Genomic DNA, 19,483 nt, shown 5'->3' with positions numbered 1-19,483 from the left:
CTGGAAGAACACGTGGACGCCGGCGTCCACGTGTTCTTCCAGACCGCCCATGGGCTGCGCGGTGGCGGTGAGCAGCGTGGCGTCGCCGACCGGCCGGGCGAGCGGCCACACGAAGTGCGCGCCGGACGGCACCGTCACCGGCCCGCGCGGGACGACGAGCTCACGCCCGTCCAGCTCGACCGCGAACCGCACGTCCTCGTGGGCGGGCAGCGTCTCGACGGGCTGGTGATCGTTGACGAACAGGAAGCCGGAGCGGCCGTCGGAGCGTACGCACCAGCGCAGGGTGTCCCGGTCGGCCGGGTCGTCGGGCGCGTCCTGCGGCATCACCAGCGTCATGGTGGCGAGGGCGGGCCCGTCACTCGCCAGCCACAGGTGCTGCCGCCGCAGGTGGAGGAACGACTCGCGGAACTGGCCGTACTCGCCGAGCGGCGCCTGGAAGTCGTAGCCGACGACCGGGCAGTCGTTGGGGTAGCCGGTGGCGTGCGACTCCTGCAGGGTGGACAGCGCGCCGATCTTCTGGGACGCCCCGTGGTACATGTAGTAGCCCTGCCACACCGAGCCGCTGCCCAGCTTGACCAGGCCGAGCGCGGCGATGTCGGCCGCCTCGACGATCGGCCTGCGGTGGTAGGAGGTGTACATGCCGCCGCCCAGCTCGCAGGTGGCGAACGGGTAGCGCGCCAGGTGGCTCTCGTCGGAGCCGGTCACCTCGGTCGTCCGCAGGTCGGCGCCGATGGAGTCGTCGTCGCGGCCCGGCCCGAAGAAGTAGTGGGCCCTGCTCTGCTGCGGCCAGCCGTCGTGCGCGGTGTCCCATGCGGCCTCGGAGTAGCCGCCGAACAGCGGGATCAGCTCGTCCGCCGGAAGCCGCGCGTGCCCCCATCCGGTGGCGGTCCACAGCGGCGCGTCGATGCCGGCCTCCCGCGCCATGCGCTTGAGCGTGACGAGATGGCCGGGCTGGTCGTACAGCTCGTTCTCCACCTGCACCGCCACCACCGGGCCGCCGTGCTCGCGGGTCAGCCCGGACAACTGGCCGCCGATCTGCCCGAACAGCGGCCGCACGAGGTCGAGGTAGCGGGGATCATCGGTACGCGGCACGCAGCCGGCCTCCAGCACCCAGTCGGGGAACCCGCCGTTGCGCGACTCGCCGTGCCCCCAGGGCCCGATGCGCACCAACACGTCCAGCTCCAGGTCGGCGCACGTGCGCACGAACCGCCGCAGATCCCGGTCGCCGCTCCACTCGAAGACGCCGCGCCGCTCCTCGTGCAGGTTCCAGAAGACGTACGTGGAGACCACCGTCACCCCGCCCGCCCGCACCTTCAGCAGCTCCTCCCGCCACTCGGCCGCCGGGTAGCGCCCGTAGTGGAACTCGCCCGTGATCGGGAACCACGGCACGCCGCCCCTGCTCAGGTGGCGGGAGTTCACGGTGATCGCATCGGGCGCTCCGGGCGGGTCACCCAGCCGAAGATGGCCTTCGAGCGGCGGGGGAGTCTCGCCCGGGACGCCGATTCGTCGCACAGCTGCACCTTTCCTCAGGGTCGTACAACCGCCGTACAGTACTACGACTGAGTGAAAAAATACTACTAGTGGAGTCGGACGGGCACGACGCCGGTGCGCGCGACCTCGCCCAGCCAGGCCAGGGACGGCTTCGGGCGGCGGGCGAAGGTGTCCCGGTCCCACGCCACCAGCCCGAACGTCGGCTCGTAGCCGCCCCACTCGTAGTTGTCCAGCAGCGACCAGTACAGGTAGCCGCGCACGTCCACGCCGCCGTCCCAGGTGCCGGTGAAGGAGAAGACGGCGACCACCGCGACCAGCGGCCTGGCCAGCAGCGCCACGCTCATCGAGTTGCCGAGTGCGTGTGGGTCGGCTGGGGGTCAGCTGGGGGTGAGCAGTGCCTTCGCGACGGTGTCCGCGCCTCTGTTGACCGCCGGCAGGCTGCTGGCGTAGTAGATGTCGCCGGCCGTGAGCTCGCCGATGGCGAAGAGGTTCAGCCGTGGGTCGAGACGTGCGGTGACGGGGTCCGTCCTGAGCCCGCCGTAGGCGTCCCAGGCGGCCAGGCCGTTGCGGTCGAGGGCGGCGACGAGCCGGCCCTGCGGCCCTCGCGTCCTGGCGGGGCTCGCCCTGGTCGCGTCCACCGCCACCTCGGCCGTCACGACCGCGTCGCCCGCCAGCGCGGTGAACGCGCCGTGCGCGGCGCGGACCTCCCGCACGCCGGCGAGCACGGTGAGCCGGCCGGAGTCCATCGCCTCGAGCAGCGTGCGGGCCGTCCCCGGCGGCATGGGGCACTGCAGGCTGCGCAGCGTCGGCTTGTAGCCGCCCAGCATCAGCGCCACGTCCTCGTCCGGCAGGGCGGCGCGGATCGCGCGGGCGAGCGGCGTCGGCAGGGACAGGAACAGGGACTGCACGAGATTCGCCTCGGGGTGCGTGAGCTGGTGGCGCAGGTAGCCGGCGGCCGATCGCCCGCGCCGGTACCAGTCCAGCTCGGCCCGCGCGTCGAACCCCGCGGCGCTCAGCTCCTCGCGCAACAGGTCGATGACCGCCCGCCGCCCCAGCCTGCCGTCCGCGCCCCTGCGCTGGTCGAGGCCCTCGCCGGTGAGATGCAGGCGCCGCCATTCCCTGGCCGGAGCCAGCACCTCGGGCAGGACGCCGTTGCGCGACACCATGGTGACGCGCCCCTGGTGCCCCGATGCGAGCAGGCCGAGCACGGTGTCCACCGCCGTGAGCCCCGTGCCGACGATCAGCACGTGCGCCCCTTGATCCACCTCGAGCAGCCGCTTCTTCAGCGGGTAGGGGCCGGCGATGTGGTTCGGCGCGCCCGCCAGCCGGTACGGGTCCGCCGGCCCGCCGGGCCCCACCCCCAGCACGACGTGGGTGTACGCCCGCGTCCCCCGGTCCGAGCGCACGAGGAAGCCGCCGTCCCCGCCGCGCGCCACCTCCAGCACGGTCTCTGGACGCACGCCGACCCGCCAGCCCTGCTCCCGCGCGGCCGCCCGGCAGGCCGCGAAGTGCTCACGCAGGTAACGGCCGAAGATCCGGCGCGGCGCGAACCCGTCGGGCCGCACGTCGATGCCGGGCGGGAACGGAACGGCCGGCCGCTCCAGCCAGCGCAGGAAATGGTCACGCTCGGCGTCGCGGATCGACATGCGCCCGTTCGGCAGGTTGATCAGGGCGCAGTCGAGGTCGTCCGCGAACGCCAGGCCCTGCCCGAGCTCCCCCGGCTCGTACACGCACAGGTCGAGAGCCACGCCGCCGGGGTTCACGGTCAGCAGGCTGTCCAGGAGGCTGACCGCGGCCGCGCCTCCGCCGACCATCGCGATGCGCATGAGGGTCTCCAGCCGCTAGGCGAGGGTGAGGCGGCCGGGCGCCGTGGAGCGCAGGGACGCGACGTCCGCGCCGCAGTAGGCGTCCACGTAGGGCCGGTGTTCGAGGAGGTGGCCGCCCGCGGCGTCGTCCTGCTGGTCGAGCAGGAAGTGGAGCTCCTCCCTGCTGCTCGTCCAGGCGTGGCCGTTGAAGACCTCCATCCCGGCGAACCGGGTCTTGTAAAGGTCTCCCCGCGTGTAGCACGAGCCGAGGTAGCAGTGACGCAGTCCCCGCGCCTGGAGCTCGGCGAGCACGCTGCTCATCATGTGGTTGCCGATGCTGATCGGACGGTAGCGGGTGTCGTAGACGGGGATGCCGTACTGGGCGAGCCCCGCGCCGGCGAAGAGGGGCACGAGGCCGGCCGCGCGTCCGTCCCGTACGTCGTGGAACAGCGCCACGTGCGTGGTGAAGGGCGCCTCCAGCATCTCCTCGAAGCGGCTCCTGCGGTAGCCGGCGTTGATCTCCTGCTGGTCGAAGTAGTCCGCGTACAGGGCCTTGTACTCCGGGCTCCAGCGGAAGTCCCGGCGGTCGAGCAGCTCCCACCCGATGTCCTGGCAGCGCCGCCGGACGTAGCGCACCCGGCCGGTGCTCGTGTACCGCCGCAGGTCCACCCTGACGCTGCGGGTGAGGTAGAAGCGCGACAGGTCGAGGACGCCCGGCAGGAACCCGTTCTCGTACGGCACCGCGATGTCCTCGCCGTCCTCGAGGAACGCCCACACCTGGTAGGGGAAGACGTAGGACCCGTAGTCGGGGGCGCACTCGGAGAAGACGACCTTCATAAGTCCTCACCCGCCGGACGGCCGGGTGCTGCTGGTTCACGCACGAGACGTCTCCTGACTCGCATCTCGGACTAGGACACCGCGAAACGTCTGCCGCCCGCGAGGAACTCCGTGCGCACCTCGGTGACGCGGGCGTGGCGGCCGTTTCGCGCCTCGATCATCCGGCGGTCGCCGGCGTACATGCTGACGTGATCGATCGCGCGCGAGGCGCCGTCGCGATCGTCGGTGTAGAAGAGCAGGTCGCCCGGCTCCAGCCCGGCGGTCGCGTCCACGTCCCGGCCGGCGGGGTGCAGGTGCTGGTCGTCGGCGTCGCGCGGAAGGGGGATGCCGTGGATGTGGTGGACCAGGGAGGTCAGCCCCGAGCAGTCGACGGCCAGCCCCGAGCGCCCCGCCCACAGGTACGGCAGGCCGAGGAAGAGCGCCGCCGTCGCGACCAGATCGACGCCGGAGGGCCGGGGGATGTCGTCCACCGACCGGCGCACGGTGACGGCTCCGGCGGGCAGCCAGCCGGACCCGCCGCACGGCGTCGCCACCTGGACGGCGGGGCCGTCCTCGGCGAGCACGGGCAGGCGGGTGCCCGCGCTGATGCGCAGCAGGGCGGAGGAGAGCCGCCGGTCCTGGTACAGCACCGTGGTGCGGGCCCGGTCCACCTGGGCGAACGGTACGGTCGCGCGCAGCTCGCCGAAGGCGGGGCCGGTCACGAGCTGGGCGGCGGGGATCCAGCCCGGATAGCCCCTGTCGTCCTTCCTGCTGGCCTGCCCCGGCACGGCGACCTCGCACCATCCGCCCTTCCCGCCCACGATCTCGACCTCGTCCCCGTAGAGGGCCTGGGTCTGGGTGAGGCCGCCGGACATGAGGCCCTCGCGGTCGGCCGACGTGGCGGCCAGCCAGCCCGGCACGTCCACCGGGTTGCCGAGGCCCGCCGCGTCCTGCGGGCGGGGGCTGGAGCCGTCGGTCCACACCGTCGCGACGCTCACCGCGACGTACGCCGTCCCGCGCGCTACGTCCATGGGAAACCCGCCCTCTCCGCCGCGATCTGACGGGCTGTGAGCACGTCCTTCTTCCCACTGGTCAGCAGGGGCAGGTCGGCGACCGGGAGGACGCGGTCCGGCACCGCGAAGGCGGGCAACCGGCGCAGGAGCGCCGCGCGCAGGCCGCCGGGATCGGGATCCTCGCCGGTGACCACGGCGACCAGCCTGGTCTGGCCGTCCGGCCCGGCCAGTGGCACGGCGACGGCCCTGGTGACGCCGGGTTCGTTCTCCAGCAACGCCTCGATCTCGGTCAGGTCGACGCGGTTGCCGCGGATCTTGGCCTGGCGGTCGATCCGGCCGACGAACTCCAAGGACGCGTCCTCGCGTACGCGTACGAGGTCCCTCGTGTGGAACCGCCGCCGGCCGCTCCCGTCCCGCCGGAACCGTTCCGCGGTCAATTCGGGGTCGTTGAGGTAGCCGCGCGCGACCGTCGCGCCGCCGATGGCGAGCTCTCCCGTGGTGCCGGCCGGGAGCGTGTCGAGCGGGCGGCCGTCCACGTACGCGACGATGCCCGGCAGCGGCCGGCCGATGGGCGGCGGCGCATCCGGCGGCGGTCGCCGGTCTATGTCGGCCTGCAGCGCGAGACCGAACTCGGTGGAACCGTAGGTGTTGACCAGCCGCACCCCGGCAGGGGCGACCGCCTGCCACTTGCGCACCGAGTGCCGGTCGAGGCCGTCGCCGCCGATCACGACCAGCCGGACGCCGGAGGGCAGCGCGGCCTCCCCGCGGTGCAGGAAGTCCGTCAGCTCACGCCAGAACACCGTGGGCAGGTCGAGGACGGTGATGTCGTTCTCGGCCACGAAGGAGACGAACGCGCCCATCGGCAGGAAACGCAGGCCGGGCTCGACGTACAGGGTCGCTCCCGCCGTGAGGCAGGTGAAGATCTCCTCGCCGCTGTTCGCCCAGGCCAGCGCCGAGAGCTGGACGAACCGGTCGGCCGGCGTGATGTGCCAGTCGGCCACCAGGTTGCGGACGTAGGCGGCGAGCGGGCCGTGCGGCATCATGACGCCGCGCGGGCGGCCGGTGCTGCCCGAGGTGTAGAAGACGCAGGCCAGTGCGTCGAGGTCGTCGGCCGTGGGCGGAGCTGACCATCGCGTCGCCGGGCCGTCCGGCGGCGGCGTCGACTCGTCGATCAGGATGCGCAGGCCCGCGTCGCGGGTGATCTCGGCCAGCCGCTCCGGGGGACAGGCGGTGTCGAGCGGGAGGAACGCGCCGCCGGCGGCCATCGCGGCAAGCATCGTCACGACGGCGTCCCGGCCGTTGGGCAGGGCGATGCCGACCAGTTCGCCCGGTTCCTCCATGCGCCTGCTCAGGTACTCGGCATGGCGGAGCACCCGTTCCGTCAGCTCCCGATAGGTGACCTGCTCGCCACCGCCGCGCAGGGCGACGTGGTCACCGTTCCGCTCGGCGTGCTCGCGGATCCGCCGCCACACGGATCGAGGACGGTGATCATCGGCCCGTGCCTGCGCGGCGGGTGCGGCCAGCTCGGCCAGGAACCGCGCGCGGACCTCGGCCGCGGCCTGCGCGGGAACGACCGCGCGGTCGTACTCCAGCGCTCCCCTGATCCGCCCGTCCCGCGACGGCCACAACTCCAGCGACAGGTCGGTCTGCGGTGCGACCGGGTGGACGTCGAGCGGCTCCACCCGCACCCCCGGCACGTCCCAGTCGGCGGAGATCGTGTTCTGCCAGATGAACTGCGCCCCGAAGATCGGGTCCCGGTTCCCCGCCCGGCGGATGCCTCTGGCCAGGTCGTGCGGTGACGTGCCTGACCAGCGCATCGCCTGCCGCCAGGTCTCCAGCAGGCCGGCCGGCGAGCCGTCCAGCTCCCCGTCCCGCAGCGGCACGACCGCCTCGCGGACGAAATAGCCGATGGTGGCGTGGGCGGCGGGGTCGTCGCGTCCCGCCGTGGGAACGCCGACGCGGAACGACCGCGCCCCGGTGACCGCGCGCAGGGCGCGCCCGAACCGGTGCAGGGCCAGGACGAACGGCGTCACCCCCGCCGAGCGCGCCGCCGCCTCCAGCGCCCGGCCGGCCGCTTCGTCCGGATCGCAGGCCAGCCGGCCGTAGCGGTCGCCGGCGCCGCCGGGCGGTTCACCCGGCCAGGTCAGGGGCTCGGTGGCGGCCAGCTCGGCGATCCACCCCGCCGGCGCCGCGCGGTCACTGGCCTGGGCGCCGTACGCGTGCGCGAACGACCGTACCGGCGGCAGCCGCTCGCCCCGCAGGAACGCGTTCAGCTCCGCGGCGAACAGCGCCTCGCTGTGCCCGTCGAACGCGATGTGCGCCACGGCGGCGACCAGATCCGTCCAGCCGTCCCCACACTGGAGCTCGACCGCGATGAGCGGCCCGTCGGCGACGTCCACCGCCCGCGCCAGCGCCGATGTCCGTTCGGCGAGCCCGCCGCCGCCTGCCTCGGTGACGTTCAGCCGCAGGGCGCGCTCCTCCGGTACGGTCACCGCGACCGGCATGCCGTCCTCGTCGGCGGTGATGCCGGTGCGCAGGGCGTCGTGCCGCCGGACCACCTGCCGGATCGCCTCGGTCAGCCGGGTCGTGTCCAGCGGGCCGGTCATGCGGAAGCCGAACAGGACGAGGTTGCCGAGCGCCAGCTCGGGGCGTACCTGGCCGTCCAGCCACAGGGCCAGCTGCCCCGTGGTCGGAACGCTCGCCTCGGCCGCCCCGGTCTCGGCGCGCGACGGACGGGCGGACTGGGCGGCCAGCTTGGCGAGCGCGGCCACCGTGCCCGCGTGCAGGGCGGCGTCCGCGCGGAGCGTCAGGTCGTGGTCGGTGTACAGGCGCCGGACGAGACGCATGGCGGCCAGCGAGTCGAGGCCCATCGACCACAGGTCGGCGTCCGTCTCGACGGCCGCGACGCCCAGCAGCTCGGCCACGTGGCCGGCGATCACCCGAGCCAGCCGCTCCTCGTCGTCGATGACGCTCACCTGGCCCCCTGTCGTACGGTCTCGCCGAGCAGGCGGGCCGCGCGCGCCGCCAGCGCGTCGATCGCGTCACGGTCGAAGTGGTCGGTGCTGAACTTCACCCCGATGTCCAGGCGGTCGCCGATGACGTCGGCCTCGAACATGAGCAGGTAACGCTCACGCTGCCGGGGCGAGCGGTGCCTGCCGGTGTCCTCGTCGGCGTCGGCGAGGATCGCGTCGGAAGCGCGCCGGCTCAGCCGGTCCATCTGGCTCCGGTAGTTGAGCCGCAGGACCGGCCGGGGCAGCGCCGCGAGCGCCGATCGCTCCTCCGCCGAGGGCGACAGGAACCGCAGGGCGTCGAAACCGTACGGGCGGGGCGGGGCGTACCGGGGGCCGTCTAGCACGGAGCGCACCGCCTTCACGCCCGTTCCCTCGACCACGGCGAACTCCGGATGCGTGGTCTGGATGTAGCCGATCGTTCCGGTGAGGTCCAGCCCTCCTGGAGGGTTCACCCGGTTGTTGCCGTACACGTCCACGGCCTGCACCGGCACGCCCGTCCACTCCGCCACCGCGACGAGCAGGCAGGCCCGGAGCAGGGCGTCGGGCCGGCCGATGCGGGAGGAGGCCCGCAGGAAGGCGTCCGTGTCGCCGGCGGGCAGCAGCGCGTGGCTCGTGACGATCGTGGGCAGCAGTCCCGCGCCGTCCCGCCGTACGCCGTCCAGCGTGTCCAGCTCGGACCAGGGCGCCGCCAGCCACGCGGCGTGGTCGTGGCGGGCCTGGTCGCTCGCGACGTACCGGGCGAGGTGCGCGGCGTAGTCCGCGACGCTCGCCGCGGGAGGGTCGAGCCGCGCCTGCCCGGTACGTGCCCAGGTGCTCAACGCGGTCTCGACCTCGTCGGTGAGCAGCGCCATCGACCAGCCGTCCACCACGGCGTGATGCGCGGCGACCAGCAGCCGATGCCGCTCTCCCGACCGCAGCCTGACCAGCCGGAACAACCCGCCGCGCGCCGGATCCATGCTCGACAGGATCCGCTCGGCGGCAGGGGGCAGGACGGCGTCCATCGGGCCTGCGGGCAGCTCGACGATCTCCACCGGGTCCACGGCGTCCACGGGCAGTTCGCGGATCGCGGGAGCGCCGAAGTCGATCGCGCTGCGCAGAGCACCGTGCGCGGCCACGATCGCCCGCCCCGCCGCCTCGACCGCCGCGTCGGGCAGCGCGGCCGGGATGCGGAACAGGTTCGGCAGCACGAAGTGATGAATGTCAGGCACCGGTTCGTCCAGGATCCACCGCAGCTGCGACGGCATCAGCCGCCCCGCCGGCGTGGCGGCCGGAGTGGATCCCGTCCGCAGGGGGCCGGCGCCGGACCGGGGCTGCGGCGTCGTGCCGGTCGAGGTCGTGGCGGTCGCGGCCAGGGCGGTCGCGGCCAGGGCGATGCGTTCGAGTGAACCGTGCTGGAGGACCATGCTCGGACTCACCGCCAGGCCGAGGGCGCGCGCCCGGGCGGCCAGCCGCACAGCCAGCAGGGAGTCGCCGCCGGAGTCGAGGAAGTCGTCCGATGGGGACGGGTCCGGCATGTCCAGCACGTCCGCCCAGACCCGGGCCAGGAGGGCGAGCGGCCGGGCGTCATCCGAGGACGGCGGGCGGGCGTCCCGGGCGCCGCCCGCTCCTGCGGCGATCGCCTCCGCCACCCTGGCCCGGTCGATCTTGCCGTTGACGTTCAGCGGCACCTTGTCGGCCGTGACCCACAGCGCGGGGATCATCGCGGGCGGGACGGAGGCGGCGAGCGTGCCGGCGGCCTCGGCCGCCTGCCACGCCTCCGGGCGGCGCGGCACCACCAGGGCTCCCAGCAGCGGCTCCGCGTGCTCCCGTGGCACCAGCGCGGCGGCCGCGTCGCGGACCGGGCCGAGCTCCCGCAGGGCGGCGTCGACCTCGCCCAGCTCGATCCGGTACCCCCGCAGCTTCACCTGGTCGTCCACCCGGCGCAGGAACACGAACCCGTCGCCGTCCGCCGGCACCCGGACGAGGTCGCCCGTCCGGTACATCGTCCGCTCCTCGCCCGCCATCCGGCGGCGCACGAAGCGGCGGGCGGTCAGCTCGTCGCGGCCGACGTAGCCGTCCGCGATCACCCCGCCGACGAGCAACTCGCCCTCCTGCCCAGGACCCGCCGCCCGCCCGTCGGGCAGCAGGGCGACCGCCACCCGCCCGGGCAGCGCGGCTCCGATGGGGAGCGACCCGGCCGCCTGGTCCACCGGATCCGACGGCCCGAAGCGTCGCGCCGTCGCGGTCACCACGCATTCGGTGGGGCCGTAACCGTTGACCAGGTCGGCGCCCGCCAGCGCGCCGCGCCGATGAGCACGCAGGTCCGCCACGGAGGCCGCCTCACCGCCGATGCTGACGCAGCGCAGCCCCTCCCATCCCGCACGGGAGACGCCGTCGAGCTCGCCGGCCAGGGTCCGCCAGTACGCGGTGGGCAACGACAGCACGCTCACCCCGGAACGGCGGACCAGCTCGCCCATCTCGTACGGACCGAGCACCCGCGTCCGCTTGACCACCAGCGCCGCGCCCGCCGCCCAGGTGCACCAGATCTCCTCCAGCGCCGTGTCGAACCCCAGGGAGCTGAACTGCAGGACCCGGTCCGCCGGCGTGAGCCCCAGGAACGCCGCGAAGACGGTCGCGTGGTCGGCGATCGCGGAGTGCCTGACCCGGACCCCCTTGGGCCTCCCCGTGGACCCCGACGTGTAGAGGACATAGGCCTCCATGTCCGGCCTGGGCGGGGCCAGGGAGGCCACCGGCGCATCCGGCTCGGGCGGGGCCAGGGAGGTCACCGGCGCGACGCCGGCGAGCTCGCTCGTCGTGATCACCGGGCAGCCGCCGGGCGGCGGCCCCCGCAGCGCCCCGGCGCTGTCCGTGACGATCAGCCGGCAGCCCGAGTCGGCGAGGATGAAGGCCACGCGGGCGGGCGGGTTCGCGAGGTCCACGGGCACCAGCGAGGCCCCGCAGCGCGCGACCGCCGCGACCACCGCGAGCGCCTCGGTGTCGCCCTTGAGCGCGACCGCGACCCGGTCGCCGGGCCGCACGCCGCTCGCCCGCAGCGCCAGCGCCCGCCGTGTCGCCTCCGCGTCCAGGCGCGCGTACGACCAGTGCTCGTCCCCGATGACGGCCACCTGGTCCGGCAGGCGGGAGACCGTCGCGCGGAGCACCGCGTCGAGCGTCGTCACAGAAACAGCCATGCCATCCTTCCCGGAAGCCTGCACCGAAAGGCAGCAGGAGGCCCGCGCCATCGATGGAGGGCGCCGCACGTCCCGAACGTTAGGCAGGCGGCCGGGCGCGTTTGAAGTTTGTGCTCATAACGTGCTCGGGCGGGCGGCGGGGCCGGGTCTCCTATTGAGCAGAACATTCCGGGCCGGTGCATTCCCTCGTAATGTCGGCGGCAGGTCAAGTCCCGTCGGCGTGAGAGGTCGTGGCGTGCGAAACACCTTTCTTCGTGATCTGATTCCGGATTCCGGGGCGGCGTGGATTCTGGTGAGCACGGTGGCGATCGGCTCGATCGGCACGGGCCTCTTCCTCGCCGGCGGCGTGCTCTTCTACACGCGGGTCGTGCACCTTTCCGCGGCGGAGATCGGCATCGGGCTCTCGCTCGCCGGACTGGCCGCGACCTTGGCCGCCGTCCCGGCCGGAGCGCTGGCCGACCGGGTCGGGCCGCGGCAGTTCATGGTCGGCCTCCATGCGACGCGGGTGCTTTTCTTCGCGCTGCTGGCATTCGTCACGAATTTCTGGCAGTTCGTTTTCGCCGTGATAGCCGTCACGGTGAGCCACCGGGTCGCCTTCCCGGTCAACCAGGCCCTTATCGGCCGCATTTTCGAAGGGCACAAACGCACGCAGACGATGGCGCTGATCCACTCGGTGCGCAATGTCGGCCTGGCGGTCGGCGCGGCGCTGTCCAGCGTGGCGATGGTGGCGGACACGCCGATCGCCTATCAGCTGCTGATCCTCGGAAACGCGTGCTCGTTCATCCCCATGATGTATCTCATCAGCCGGCTGAAGAAGTACGAGAAGCCGCTGCCCGCGCAGGAGAAGGAGGGCGGCCCCAAGGTCCATCCGCTGCGCGACGTGCCGTACCTGACGCTCGCCATGACGAGCGGCCTGCTGCTGCTGAACGACAGCCTGCTGTTCGTGGCCCTGCCTCTCTGGATCACCCAGCACACCGAGGCGCCCGCGGTGATGGTCGCGGTCATCACGTTCGTCAACACGGTGATGACCGCGCTCGGGCAGGTGTGGTGGACGCGGTGGACCAAGGACGTGACGTCGGCCGCGCGCGGGCTGCTGGCCAGCGGGGTGCTCCTCGCGGCGGCCACCCTCGTCTTCGCCGGCGCCCACTTCTTCGGCGCGGTGGCCGCGTCCCTGCTCCTGGTGCTGGGCGTGATCGTGTTCACCGCAGGGGAGAACCTGCACTCCGCGGGCTCCTGGCAGGTGTCCTACGATCTGTCGCCCGAGAAGGGGCGCAGCAAGGCGCTCGCGGTCTTCCACCTCGGCGAGACCACCCAGGACGTGATCGGGCCTTCGCTGGTCACGGGCCTGCTCATCACCGCGGGGCCGGTCGGCTGGCTGGGCCTGGCCGGCATCTTCCTGGCCGCCGGCGGCGGCGCCAAGGCCGGCGTGCGGTGGGTGCTGCACTCGCGCCGGACGGGGACGGTGGCCTCCGCCGCGGGCACGCAGTGACAGACCCCCTCTCAGGGGCGGATCAAGGATCTTTCAAGGTTCCGGTCGAACCAGGGTCGGCACATTGGTGCTGATCGCCGCCGCGGCTCGTGGCCCGCGGGCGCCGGAACGCGAAAGGTACTCGATGAGCAAGACAGGGGATCCGCAGGTCCGCCACATCCTCGTGGTGGACGACGACAGAACGCTCAACCACGCATGTGTCGACCGCCTGTGCCGCGTGGACGGCGCCGCGGCGACCTCGGCCTACGACGGCAGGACCGCGCTCGGCCTGATCGGGGAACAGCGGCCCGACCTGGTCTTGCTCGATCTCGGCCTGCCCGACATGGATGGATTCGACGTTCTGCTCCGCAGCAGGCACCCGCACCGCTACCAGCCGGACGTCATCGTCATGACCGCCGACAACGACGGGCGCAAGGTGCTGCGCGCGCTGCGCGCGGGCGCTCTGTCGTACCTGCTCAAGCCGTTCACCATGGCGGTGCTGAGCGCGGCGGTCCGCGCGGTCTGGCAGGCGCACTCGACCATCGCCGCCCTGGACGACCACCCGTCCCTGGTGCAGGGCGACATCGACCACGTGATGTCCACGCTCCGGCTGGTCGGCCTCGGCGGGCGCGACTACCGGGCGCCCAAGGGGATCGCGCAGAGCACGCTGACGATGGTCCGGCAGGCGCTGGCGGCGGCGCCCACGGACATGTCGGCGGGCGAGGTGGCCGTCGCCTGCGGGCTGTCCCGCGCGTCGGCGCGCCGCTATCTGCAGCACCTGCACGCCGTGGGCCTGGCGACGGAACGTCAGCGGTACGGGCGCGCCGGCCGTCCCGAGCACCGCTACACCTCCACGGAGCGCTGAGCCCCCCGCGCGCGTGAAGAATTATTTCATCGGCCGCCTTGACATAAAGATCTTTCTTGTCTCACGATCTGAGTCAACGGCCGTCCGCCGCGCCAGGCGAAGCCAGCCGTGGCCGGGGGAGGTTTCGCGCGGCAGGCGGTCCATGCACAACCGCGGAGGTGATGCATGGATTTCCAGCTCCTGGGCCCGGTCGGCGCGACCGCCGGTCGGCGCCGGGTGGACCTCGGCCCGCCGCGTCAGCGCTGCGTCCTGGCGGTGCTGCTGGTCGAGGCGGGGTCGGCCGTCCCCACCGAGCAGCTGATCGACCGCCTGTGGGAGCAGCATCCGCCGCGCGAGGCGCGCAGCACCCTCTACAGCTACGTGACCCGCATCCGTGCCGTCCTGCAGTCGTCGGGCGCCGCGGCCGAGGGCGTCGCGCTGGTCCGCCGGGCAGGCGGCTACCTGCTCGACGTCCCGCCGGAACAGGTCGACCTGCACCGTTTCCGGCGGCTGGTCAAGGACGGGCGCGCGGCCGGCGGCGAGCGCGCGGGCAGCCTGTTACGCCGCGCGCTCGCCCTCTGGAAGGCCGACGCGCTCACCGGGGTGCCGGGCATGTGGGCGGAGCGGACGCGCGCCCAGCTCGAGGACGAGCGCGTCATGGCGTACCTGGCGTACGCCGACAACCGCGTCGACGGCGGACGATACGAGGAACTGCTGCCCGGCCTGCGTGCCCTGGCCGCCTCCCACCCCTTCGACGAGCGGCTGACGGCCCGGCTGATGACCGTCCTGGAGCGGTGCGGACGCCAGGCCGAGGCCCTGCACCTGTACGAGCGCGTCCGCACCCAGCTCGCCGAGCAGCTCGGCGTCGATCCAGGCCCCGAACTGCGCAGACGGCACCTGGAACTGCTGTCATCGGCTCCCGTCCCCGCCCCCATGGCCCTCGTGCCGCGCCAGTTGCCGCGCCAGTTGCCGATGGCCCCCACGGGTTTCCAGGGCAGGGCCCGTGAACTCGCCGAGCTGAACAGGGCGGCCGGCACCGACGGCCTGATCGTCGCCCTCGTCGGCCCCGGCGGCGTCGGCAAGACCAGCCTGGCCCTGCATTGGGCCCACCGCAGCCTGGACCGCTTCCCCGACGGCCAGCTCTACGCCAACCTGCGCGGCTTCAGCCCGGCGGGCGAGCACCTGCCGGCCTCCACGGTGTTACGCGACTTCCTCGAAGCGCTGGGCGTCGAGCCGTCGGCCATCCCCCCGGGCGGCGACGCCCGCGCGGCTCTGTACCGCTCGCTCATCGCGGGGCGGCGCATGCTCGTCGTCCTGGACGACGTCCGCGACGCCGCCGAGGTCACCCCGCTCCTTCCCGGCAGCCTCACCTGCACGGTCGTCCTCACCAGCCGCCACCGGCTGGCCGGGCTGGCGGTCGCGTACGGCACCAGCGTCGTCTCCCTGGACGTGCTCTCACCGGGAGAGGCCCGCACCCTGCTGAGCCGCAGGATCGGCGCCGCGCGCGTCGAGACCGAGGCGAGGACCGTCACGTCCCTGCTGGAGTACTGCGGCGGCCTGCCGCTCGCCCTCGGCGTCCTGGCCTCACGGGCGACGGCGCACCCCGAGTTCCCGCTCTCGATGCTGGCCGAGGAGCTCGAAGAGGAGTCCGGCAGGCTCGACGCCCTGGACGCAGGAGACGCCGGCGTGCGCGCGGTGTTCGCCTCCTCCTACCGCGCGCTGTCCCCGATCGGGGCGCGCGCCTTCGGCCTGCTGGGCTGCGCCCCAGGACCGAGCATCGGCCTGCCGGCGATCGCCGCGCTCCTCGGCCTGCCGATCCCGCGCGCCCGCACCGTCGTGCGCATGCTGGAGGCGGCCCACCTGGTCCAGCAGCACGCCCCCGCGCGCTACCGCATGCACGACCTCGTCCGCCTGTACGCGATGGAGGTCGCCGGCCGCGACGTCCCCGCGGACGCGCGCGAGGCGGCCCTGCGCCGCCTGGTCGGCTTCTACCTGCGCGGCGCCTACGCGGCCGGCCGCCTGCTCTACCCCCACCGGGTCGACATCGAGCCGGCCTCCTGCGGTGACGGCGTCGCGCCGCCGCCGATGGAGACCGCCGGGCAGGCGCTGGCCTGGTGCGACACCGAGTACGCCGGCGTGCTGGCCGCCTTCCGGCTGGCCGCGGCGCACACCTGGGACGACGCGGCCTGGCGGCTGGCGTGGGCGCTGGACGCCTATTGCCTGCGCCGGGCCCACCTCGCGGACCTCGTCGAGATCTGGACGGTCGCCACGCGGGCGGTGGAGCGGCTGGGCGAGCCGCTGCCCCGCGCCGTGGCGCGCTGGCGGCTCGGCCTGTCCCGGGCGATCTTCGGGGAGCGGGACGGCGTCCTCGGCCTGCTCCGCACGGCCGTCGCCCTGTTCGCCCGGGCGGGCGCGGCCGGGTGCCAGGCCCAGGTGCACCAGTCGATCGGCCTGGTGATGTCCCGCTGGAAGGAGCACGAGCCGGCGCTGCACCACGCCAGGCGGGCCCTGGCGATGTCGAGGACGCTCGGCAACGTCAACTGGGAGGCCAACGCGCTCAACAGCATGGCCTGGTGCCTGTCGCAGCTGCGCAGGTACGATCTGGCGCTGCCGCACGCGGAGCGGGCCCTGTGGTTGTTCCGCGGCGGCGACGACCCCGACGGCGAGGCCGCCGCCCTGGACAGCATGGGCTACATCGTCCATCAGATGGGGCGCTACCGGGAGGCCATCGGCTACTACACCTCCGCCATCAGGAAGCGGCGCATGATCGGCAACGTCCGCCAGGAGCCCGACTCGCTGGTCAGGATCGGCGACTCCTACGCGGCGCTGGGCGAGTTCTGTCACGCCAGGGTCGCCTGGCGGCGCGCGCTCGCCCTCTACCGCCGGCAGCATCGCGTCAGCGAGGCCGAGCAGGTCCAGGCCAGGTTCGACGGCGCGCAGCCCCCGTGGCGCCCGCCGCGCCCCGCGGCACGGCACGGCCCGTCGCGTGCAGCGCCCCCAGCATCCTGTTGACCGTCCTGACCGCGCCGCCGGCGCCGACGCCCGCGCTCGCCACCATCCGCGCCGCGTCCAGGGGAGTGAGCCGTACGGGGTGGTGCGCGCCGGCCGACCACGCGTCCGCGCACGCCCGCCACAGTCCTTTGCCGTTGCGGTGCGCGATCACCAGATCAGGCTCGAAGCACACGGGCGTGCCCCGGGCGGCCAGCGCCTCGGCGAGACTGTTGTCGCCGCCGGTCGTGAGCCTGGTGAACCCGTTCACCTCGCGGAACACCTCGGCCAGCACCGCGCTGTTGCCTCCGGCGAAGAAGTCGACGGGCGTCCCCGCTTCGAGCCCGGCGTACCGGGCGTCGTGGCGGGCCTGCCTGGCGCGTGACAGCAGCCCGCCGTCGAAGGGGAGGACCCGGCCGGTGATCGCGACCCGCGCGCCCCGCAGGTGACGGGCGACCACGGCGAGCCAGTCGCCGCGCGGCGCCGCGTCGTCGTCGAGGAAGGCGAGCACGTCCCCGCTCGCCCGGGCCGCCGCGACCGTCCTGCTCAGCGCGGCGCCGGCCCTGCGCTCGTTCCGCAACGCCAGGATCGGCAACCGCGCGTCGTGCACGCCCGCGACGGCGGACGCGTCGTCCACGACGATGACCTCGTGCAGCTTTCCTCCCCAGGCGGGCAGCAGGCCGTCCTGCGCGCACTCCGCGAGGGCCTCGAGGCAGCGTGCGAGATCACCCGCCCTGTCACGGGTCGGGATGATCACTGAGATGCGAACCATTGCCGCCTCCATCGGGTCACGAGCTCCGGCCACCTGTCCTCCTCACCCGACGGGAGGTAGGTGCGCCGGATGTGGTGCGGTGCCTGGAGCCAGGGGAGCGGGGCCGAGCGCACCGTGCCGAAGCCCAGCACGTCGCCGGGCACCGGATCGACGGCGGGGACGTCGCCGTACGGGTAGGCGAAGGCGGCCGGCGCGGCGCCCGTCATGCGCCGCGTGTCGGCCAGTGAGCCGCCGACCTCGTCCCGCGCGCGGGCGGCCGTCAGCTCGGACAGCCTGACGTGCGACCGGGTGTGCGCCCCAGCCACGTGTCCCATGCGGGTCAGCGCGGCGACGTCGGACCAGGTCAGGAAGTCCTCGCGGGGCGTGGCGGGGGCCGGGCGGTCCGTGTCCGCCATGCGGTCGGTGACGCAGAACAGCAGGATCCGTACGTCGAACTCGGCCAGCAACGGCACCGCCTGCGTGAGCACGTCGCGGTAGCCGTCGTCGAACGTGATGAGCACGGCCGGCTCGGGCGGCGGCGCGAAGCGCGGCGTGACGAGCGCGGGTTCGACGGCGGGCCCGAAGCCGGTCAGGACGAGATCGAGCGCCCTGCGGAAGCCGTCGGGCGAGATCGCGGTGTAGTGGTCGACTGCGGCGTTGACGTGGTGGAAGTACAGCACCAGAGGCCAGCCGGGCGCGCTGCCCAGTGCGGGGTTCAGTCGCCGGCCGGCCATCCCAGCTCCCTGAGCACGGTGACGGGGACGGGGGCGCCGTGCCGCCTGACGTCGGCCGCCGTGTCCTCCTCCACCTGGTCGGGGAACCACGGCCGGGGCGGCGGTTCGTCGTAGCCGGCGAGTACCGCCTCCCGGAGGGTGCCGAGGAACGCGTGCGGCGGCTCCCGTCCCGAGACGTGGCCGGCGGAGACGCCGATGAGCAGCTGGCCGCAGCCCATGACCGTGTCAGGATGCTTGCGCTGCTTGGCCACATCGGGACTGACCCGCCCGCCCGCGAGCGCCCCCGCGAGGATCTCCACGATCAGCGTGACGCACAGCCCCTTGTAACCGCCGAAGAGCGGGATCGAGCCGCCCCTGTCCAGTTCGTCCGGGTCCGTGGTGGGCCGGCCCGCGGCGTCGCGCAGCCATGCCTCGGGCACGGGGACGCCGAGGTTGGCGGCGTCCCTGATCTTGCCCGCCGCCACGACACCGGTGGCCAGGTCGATGCAGAACGGCTCGCCGGCCGCGGCCGGGGTGACCAGGCAGAGCGCGTTGCTGCCCAGCGTGGGGTACGCCGCCCCCGGCGCGGACACCGACGGCCCCGACGTGTTCATCAGCAGCCCGACCACGTCGTCCCGCTGGAACGGCCACCGGTAGGCGGCCAGCATGCCCACGTGGTTGTTGTTGTGCACCGCCACGGCGGCGACGCCGGTGGCCGCGGCGGCGGCGGCGCACCACTCGGCCGCCACGTCCATGGCCGGCTGGCCGAAGCCGCCGCCGGCGTCCACGACGGCCAGAGACCCGGTCACCTCGGTGAGCGCGGGCCTGGCCCCCGCCACGATCCCGCCCGCGCCGATCCGCCGGAGATAGGTGGGCAGCAGGGCGACGCCGTGTGAGCGGTGGCCCCGGCATTCGGCGTCCACCAGGACCCGTGCGACCGACGCCGAGGCCGCTGGAGGAGCGCCCGCCTCGGTGAGCGCCTGCCGGATGCGCTGCTCCAGCCGGGCGAGCGGAACGCGGACGGTCGCCCCCGCCCGGCCCGGCACGAACCGGCCGCCGCGCAGCTCCAGGCAGCGGTACCGGTCGGGCCAGCCCGCAGGACGCCGTCCCGCGAGCACGACGACGGCGCGCGGCGGGCTCGCGCCGCCGAGGTCCTGCCAGATCCCGTCGGAAGGCTCGTCGCCCGCGTCGAGCACCATCCGGCCCGCGTCGCCGCGCTCCAGCGTCACGCTGCCGTATGCCGGCCGGATCCGTCCGGCCAGCAGGTCGGCCATCGCCTGCCGGGCGGGAGCGTCGAGCCCGATCAGCAGGACGGTGTCACCGCCCGCGACGCTGAGATCCGCACCCCGTAACAGGACCCGTTCGTTGCCCGCCGTGCCCAAGGTCAGCACGACGTCGCTCAGCGTCAGCACG

Annotated in this window: 13 protein-coding genes; 3 read left to right on the top strand and 10 right to left on the bottom strand. The window is 73.8% G+C overall.

Going from position 1 to position 19,483, the window contains the following annotated elements:
* The 7 genes from AB0K18_RS48445 to AB0K18_RS48415 all read right to left on the bottom strand — a co-directional run.
* The coding region (locus tag AB0K18_RS48445) for a beta-galactosidase (protein WP_364929370.1) at nt 1-1,512 on the bottom strand (1,512 nt) is incomplete at its 3' end.
* Between the two features lie 65 nt (nt 1,513-1,577).
* On the bottom strand, nt 1,578-1,835 hold the full coding sequence (locus AB0K18_RS48440; RefSeq protein ID WP_364929367.1) for a family 1 glycosylhydrolase: 258 nt from the start codon (nt 1,833-1,835) through the stop codon (nt 1,578-1,580).
* Nucleotides 1,836-1,868: 33 nt separating this feature from the next.
* The gene (locus tag AB0K18_RS48435; protein ID WP_364929365.1) at nt 1,869-3,317 is read right to left on the bottom strand and encodes an FAD/NAD(P)-binding protein; all 1,449 of its coding nucleotides are present in this window, start codon (nt 3,315-3,317) and stop codon (nt 1,869-1,871) included.
* Nucleotides 3,318-3,332: 15 nt separating this feature from the next.
* Nucleotides 3,333-4,133 carry a hypothetical protein gene (locus AB0K18_RS48430; RefSeq protein ID WP_364929362.1) on the bottom strand — a complete coding sequence of 267 codons (801 nt, stop codon included), beginning with the start codon at nt 4,131-4,133 and terminating at the stop codon, nt 3,333-3,335.
* Between the two features lie 71 nt (nt 4,134-4,204).
* A complete protein-coding gene (locus AB0K18_RS48425) occupies nt 4,205-5,143 on the bottom strand; it encodes an NlpC/P60 family protein (RefSeq protein ID WP_364929359.1) in 939 nt (312 codons plus the stop codon).
* On the bottom strand, nt 5,134-8,100 hold the full coding sequence (locus AB0K18_RS48420) for an AMP-binding protein (protein ID WP_364929357.1): 2,967 nt from the start codon (nt 8,098-8,100) through the stop codon (nt 5,134-5,136). The genes AB0K18_RS48425 and AB0K18_RS48420 overlap by 10 nt, the downstream gene beginning before the upstream one ends.
* Nucleotides 8,097-11,306, bottom strand: a complete 3,210-nt coding sequence (locus AB0K18_RS48415; protein ID WP_364929354.1) for an amino acid adenylation domain-containing protein — start codon at nt 11,304-11,306, stop codon at nt 8,097-8,099. Before AB0K18_RS48415 ends, AB0K18_RS48420 begins: the two co-directional genes overlap by 4 nt.
* Here AB0K18_RS48415 and AB0K18_RS48410 point away from each other — a divergent pair.
* From AB0K18_RS48410 to AB0K18_RS48400, 3 genes are all read left to right on the top strand, one after another.
* Nucleotides 11,305-12,795, top strand: a complete 1,491-nt coding sequence (locus AB0K18_RS48410; protein WP_364929351.1) for an MFS transporter — start codon at nt 11,305-11,307, stop codon at nt 12,793-12,795. The two genes, AB0K18_RS48415 and AB0K18_RS48410, sit on opposite strands and share 2 nt — an antisense overlap.
* A 124-nt stretch (nt 12,796-12,919) precedes the next feature.
* Nucleotides 12,920-13,639 (top strand): response regulator, encoded by a 720-nt coding sequence (locus tag AB0K18_RS48405; RefSeq protein WP_364929348.1) that lies wholly within the window; start codon nt 12,920-12,922, stop codon nt 13,637-13,639.
* A gap of 165 nt (nt 13,640-13,804) precedes the next feature.
* Nucleotides 13,805-16,630, top strand: coding sequence for a BTAD domain-containing putative transcriptional regulator (locus tag AB0K18_RS48400; RefSeq protein ID WP_364929345.1), 2,826 nt, complete (start codon nt 13,805-13,807; stop codon nt 16,628-16,630).
* Here AB0K18_RS48400 and AB0K18_RS48395 read toward each other — a convergent pair.
* The 3 genes from AB0K18_RS48395 to AB0K18_RS48385 are packed head-to-tail and all read right to left on the bottom strand — an operon-like array spanning nt 16,515 to nt 19,482.
* Complete coding sequence (locus AB0K18_RS48395; protein ID WP_364929342.1) at nt 16,515-17,378, bottom strand: glycosyltransferase family 2 protein; 864 nt, start codon at nt 17,376-17,378, stop codon at nt 16,515-16,517. The two genes, AB0K18_RS48400 and AB0K18_RS48395, sit on opposite strands and share 116 nt — an antisense overlap.
* Nucleotides 17,360-18,091, bottom strand: coding sequence for a polysaccharide deacetylase family protein (locus tag AB0K18_RS48390; protein WP_364929340.1), 732 nt, complete (start codon nt 18,089-18,091; stop codon nt 17,360-17,362). The genes AB0K18_RS48395 and AB0K18_RS48390 overlap by 19 nt, the downstream gene beginning before the upstream one ends.
* A complete protein-coding gene (locus AB0K18_RS48385) occupies nt 18,073-19,482 on the bottom strand; it encodes an Ldh family oxidoreductase (RefSeq protein WP_364929337.1) in 1,410 nt (469 codons plus the stop codon). The genes AB0K18_RS48390 and AB0K18_RS48385 overlap by 19 nt, the downstream gene beginning before the upstream one ends.
* Nucleotide 19,483: the final 1 nt, after the last annotated feature.

It is taken from the genome of Nonomuraea sp. NPDC049421, assembly GCF_040677005.1.
Classification (GTDB): domain Bacteria; phylum Actinomycetota; class Actinomycetes; order Streptosporangiales; family Streptosporangiaceae; genus Nonomuraea; species Nonomuraea salmonea.
Note: the sequence above shows the minus strand (reverse complement) of the source record. Positions and strands in the feature narration are given on the sequence as shown.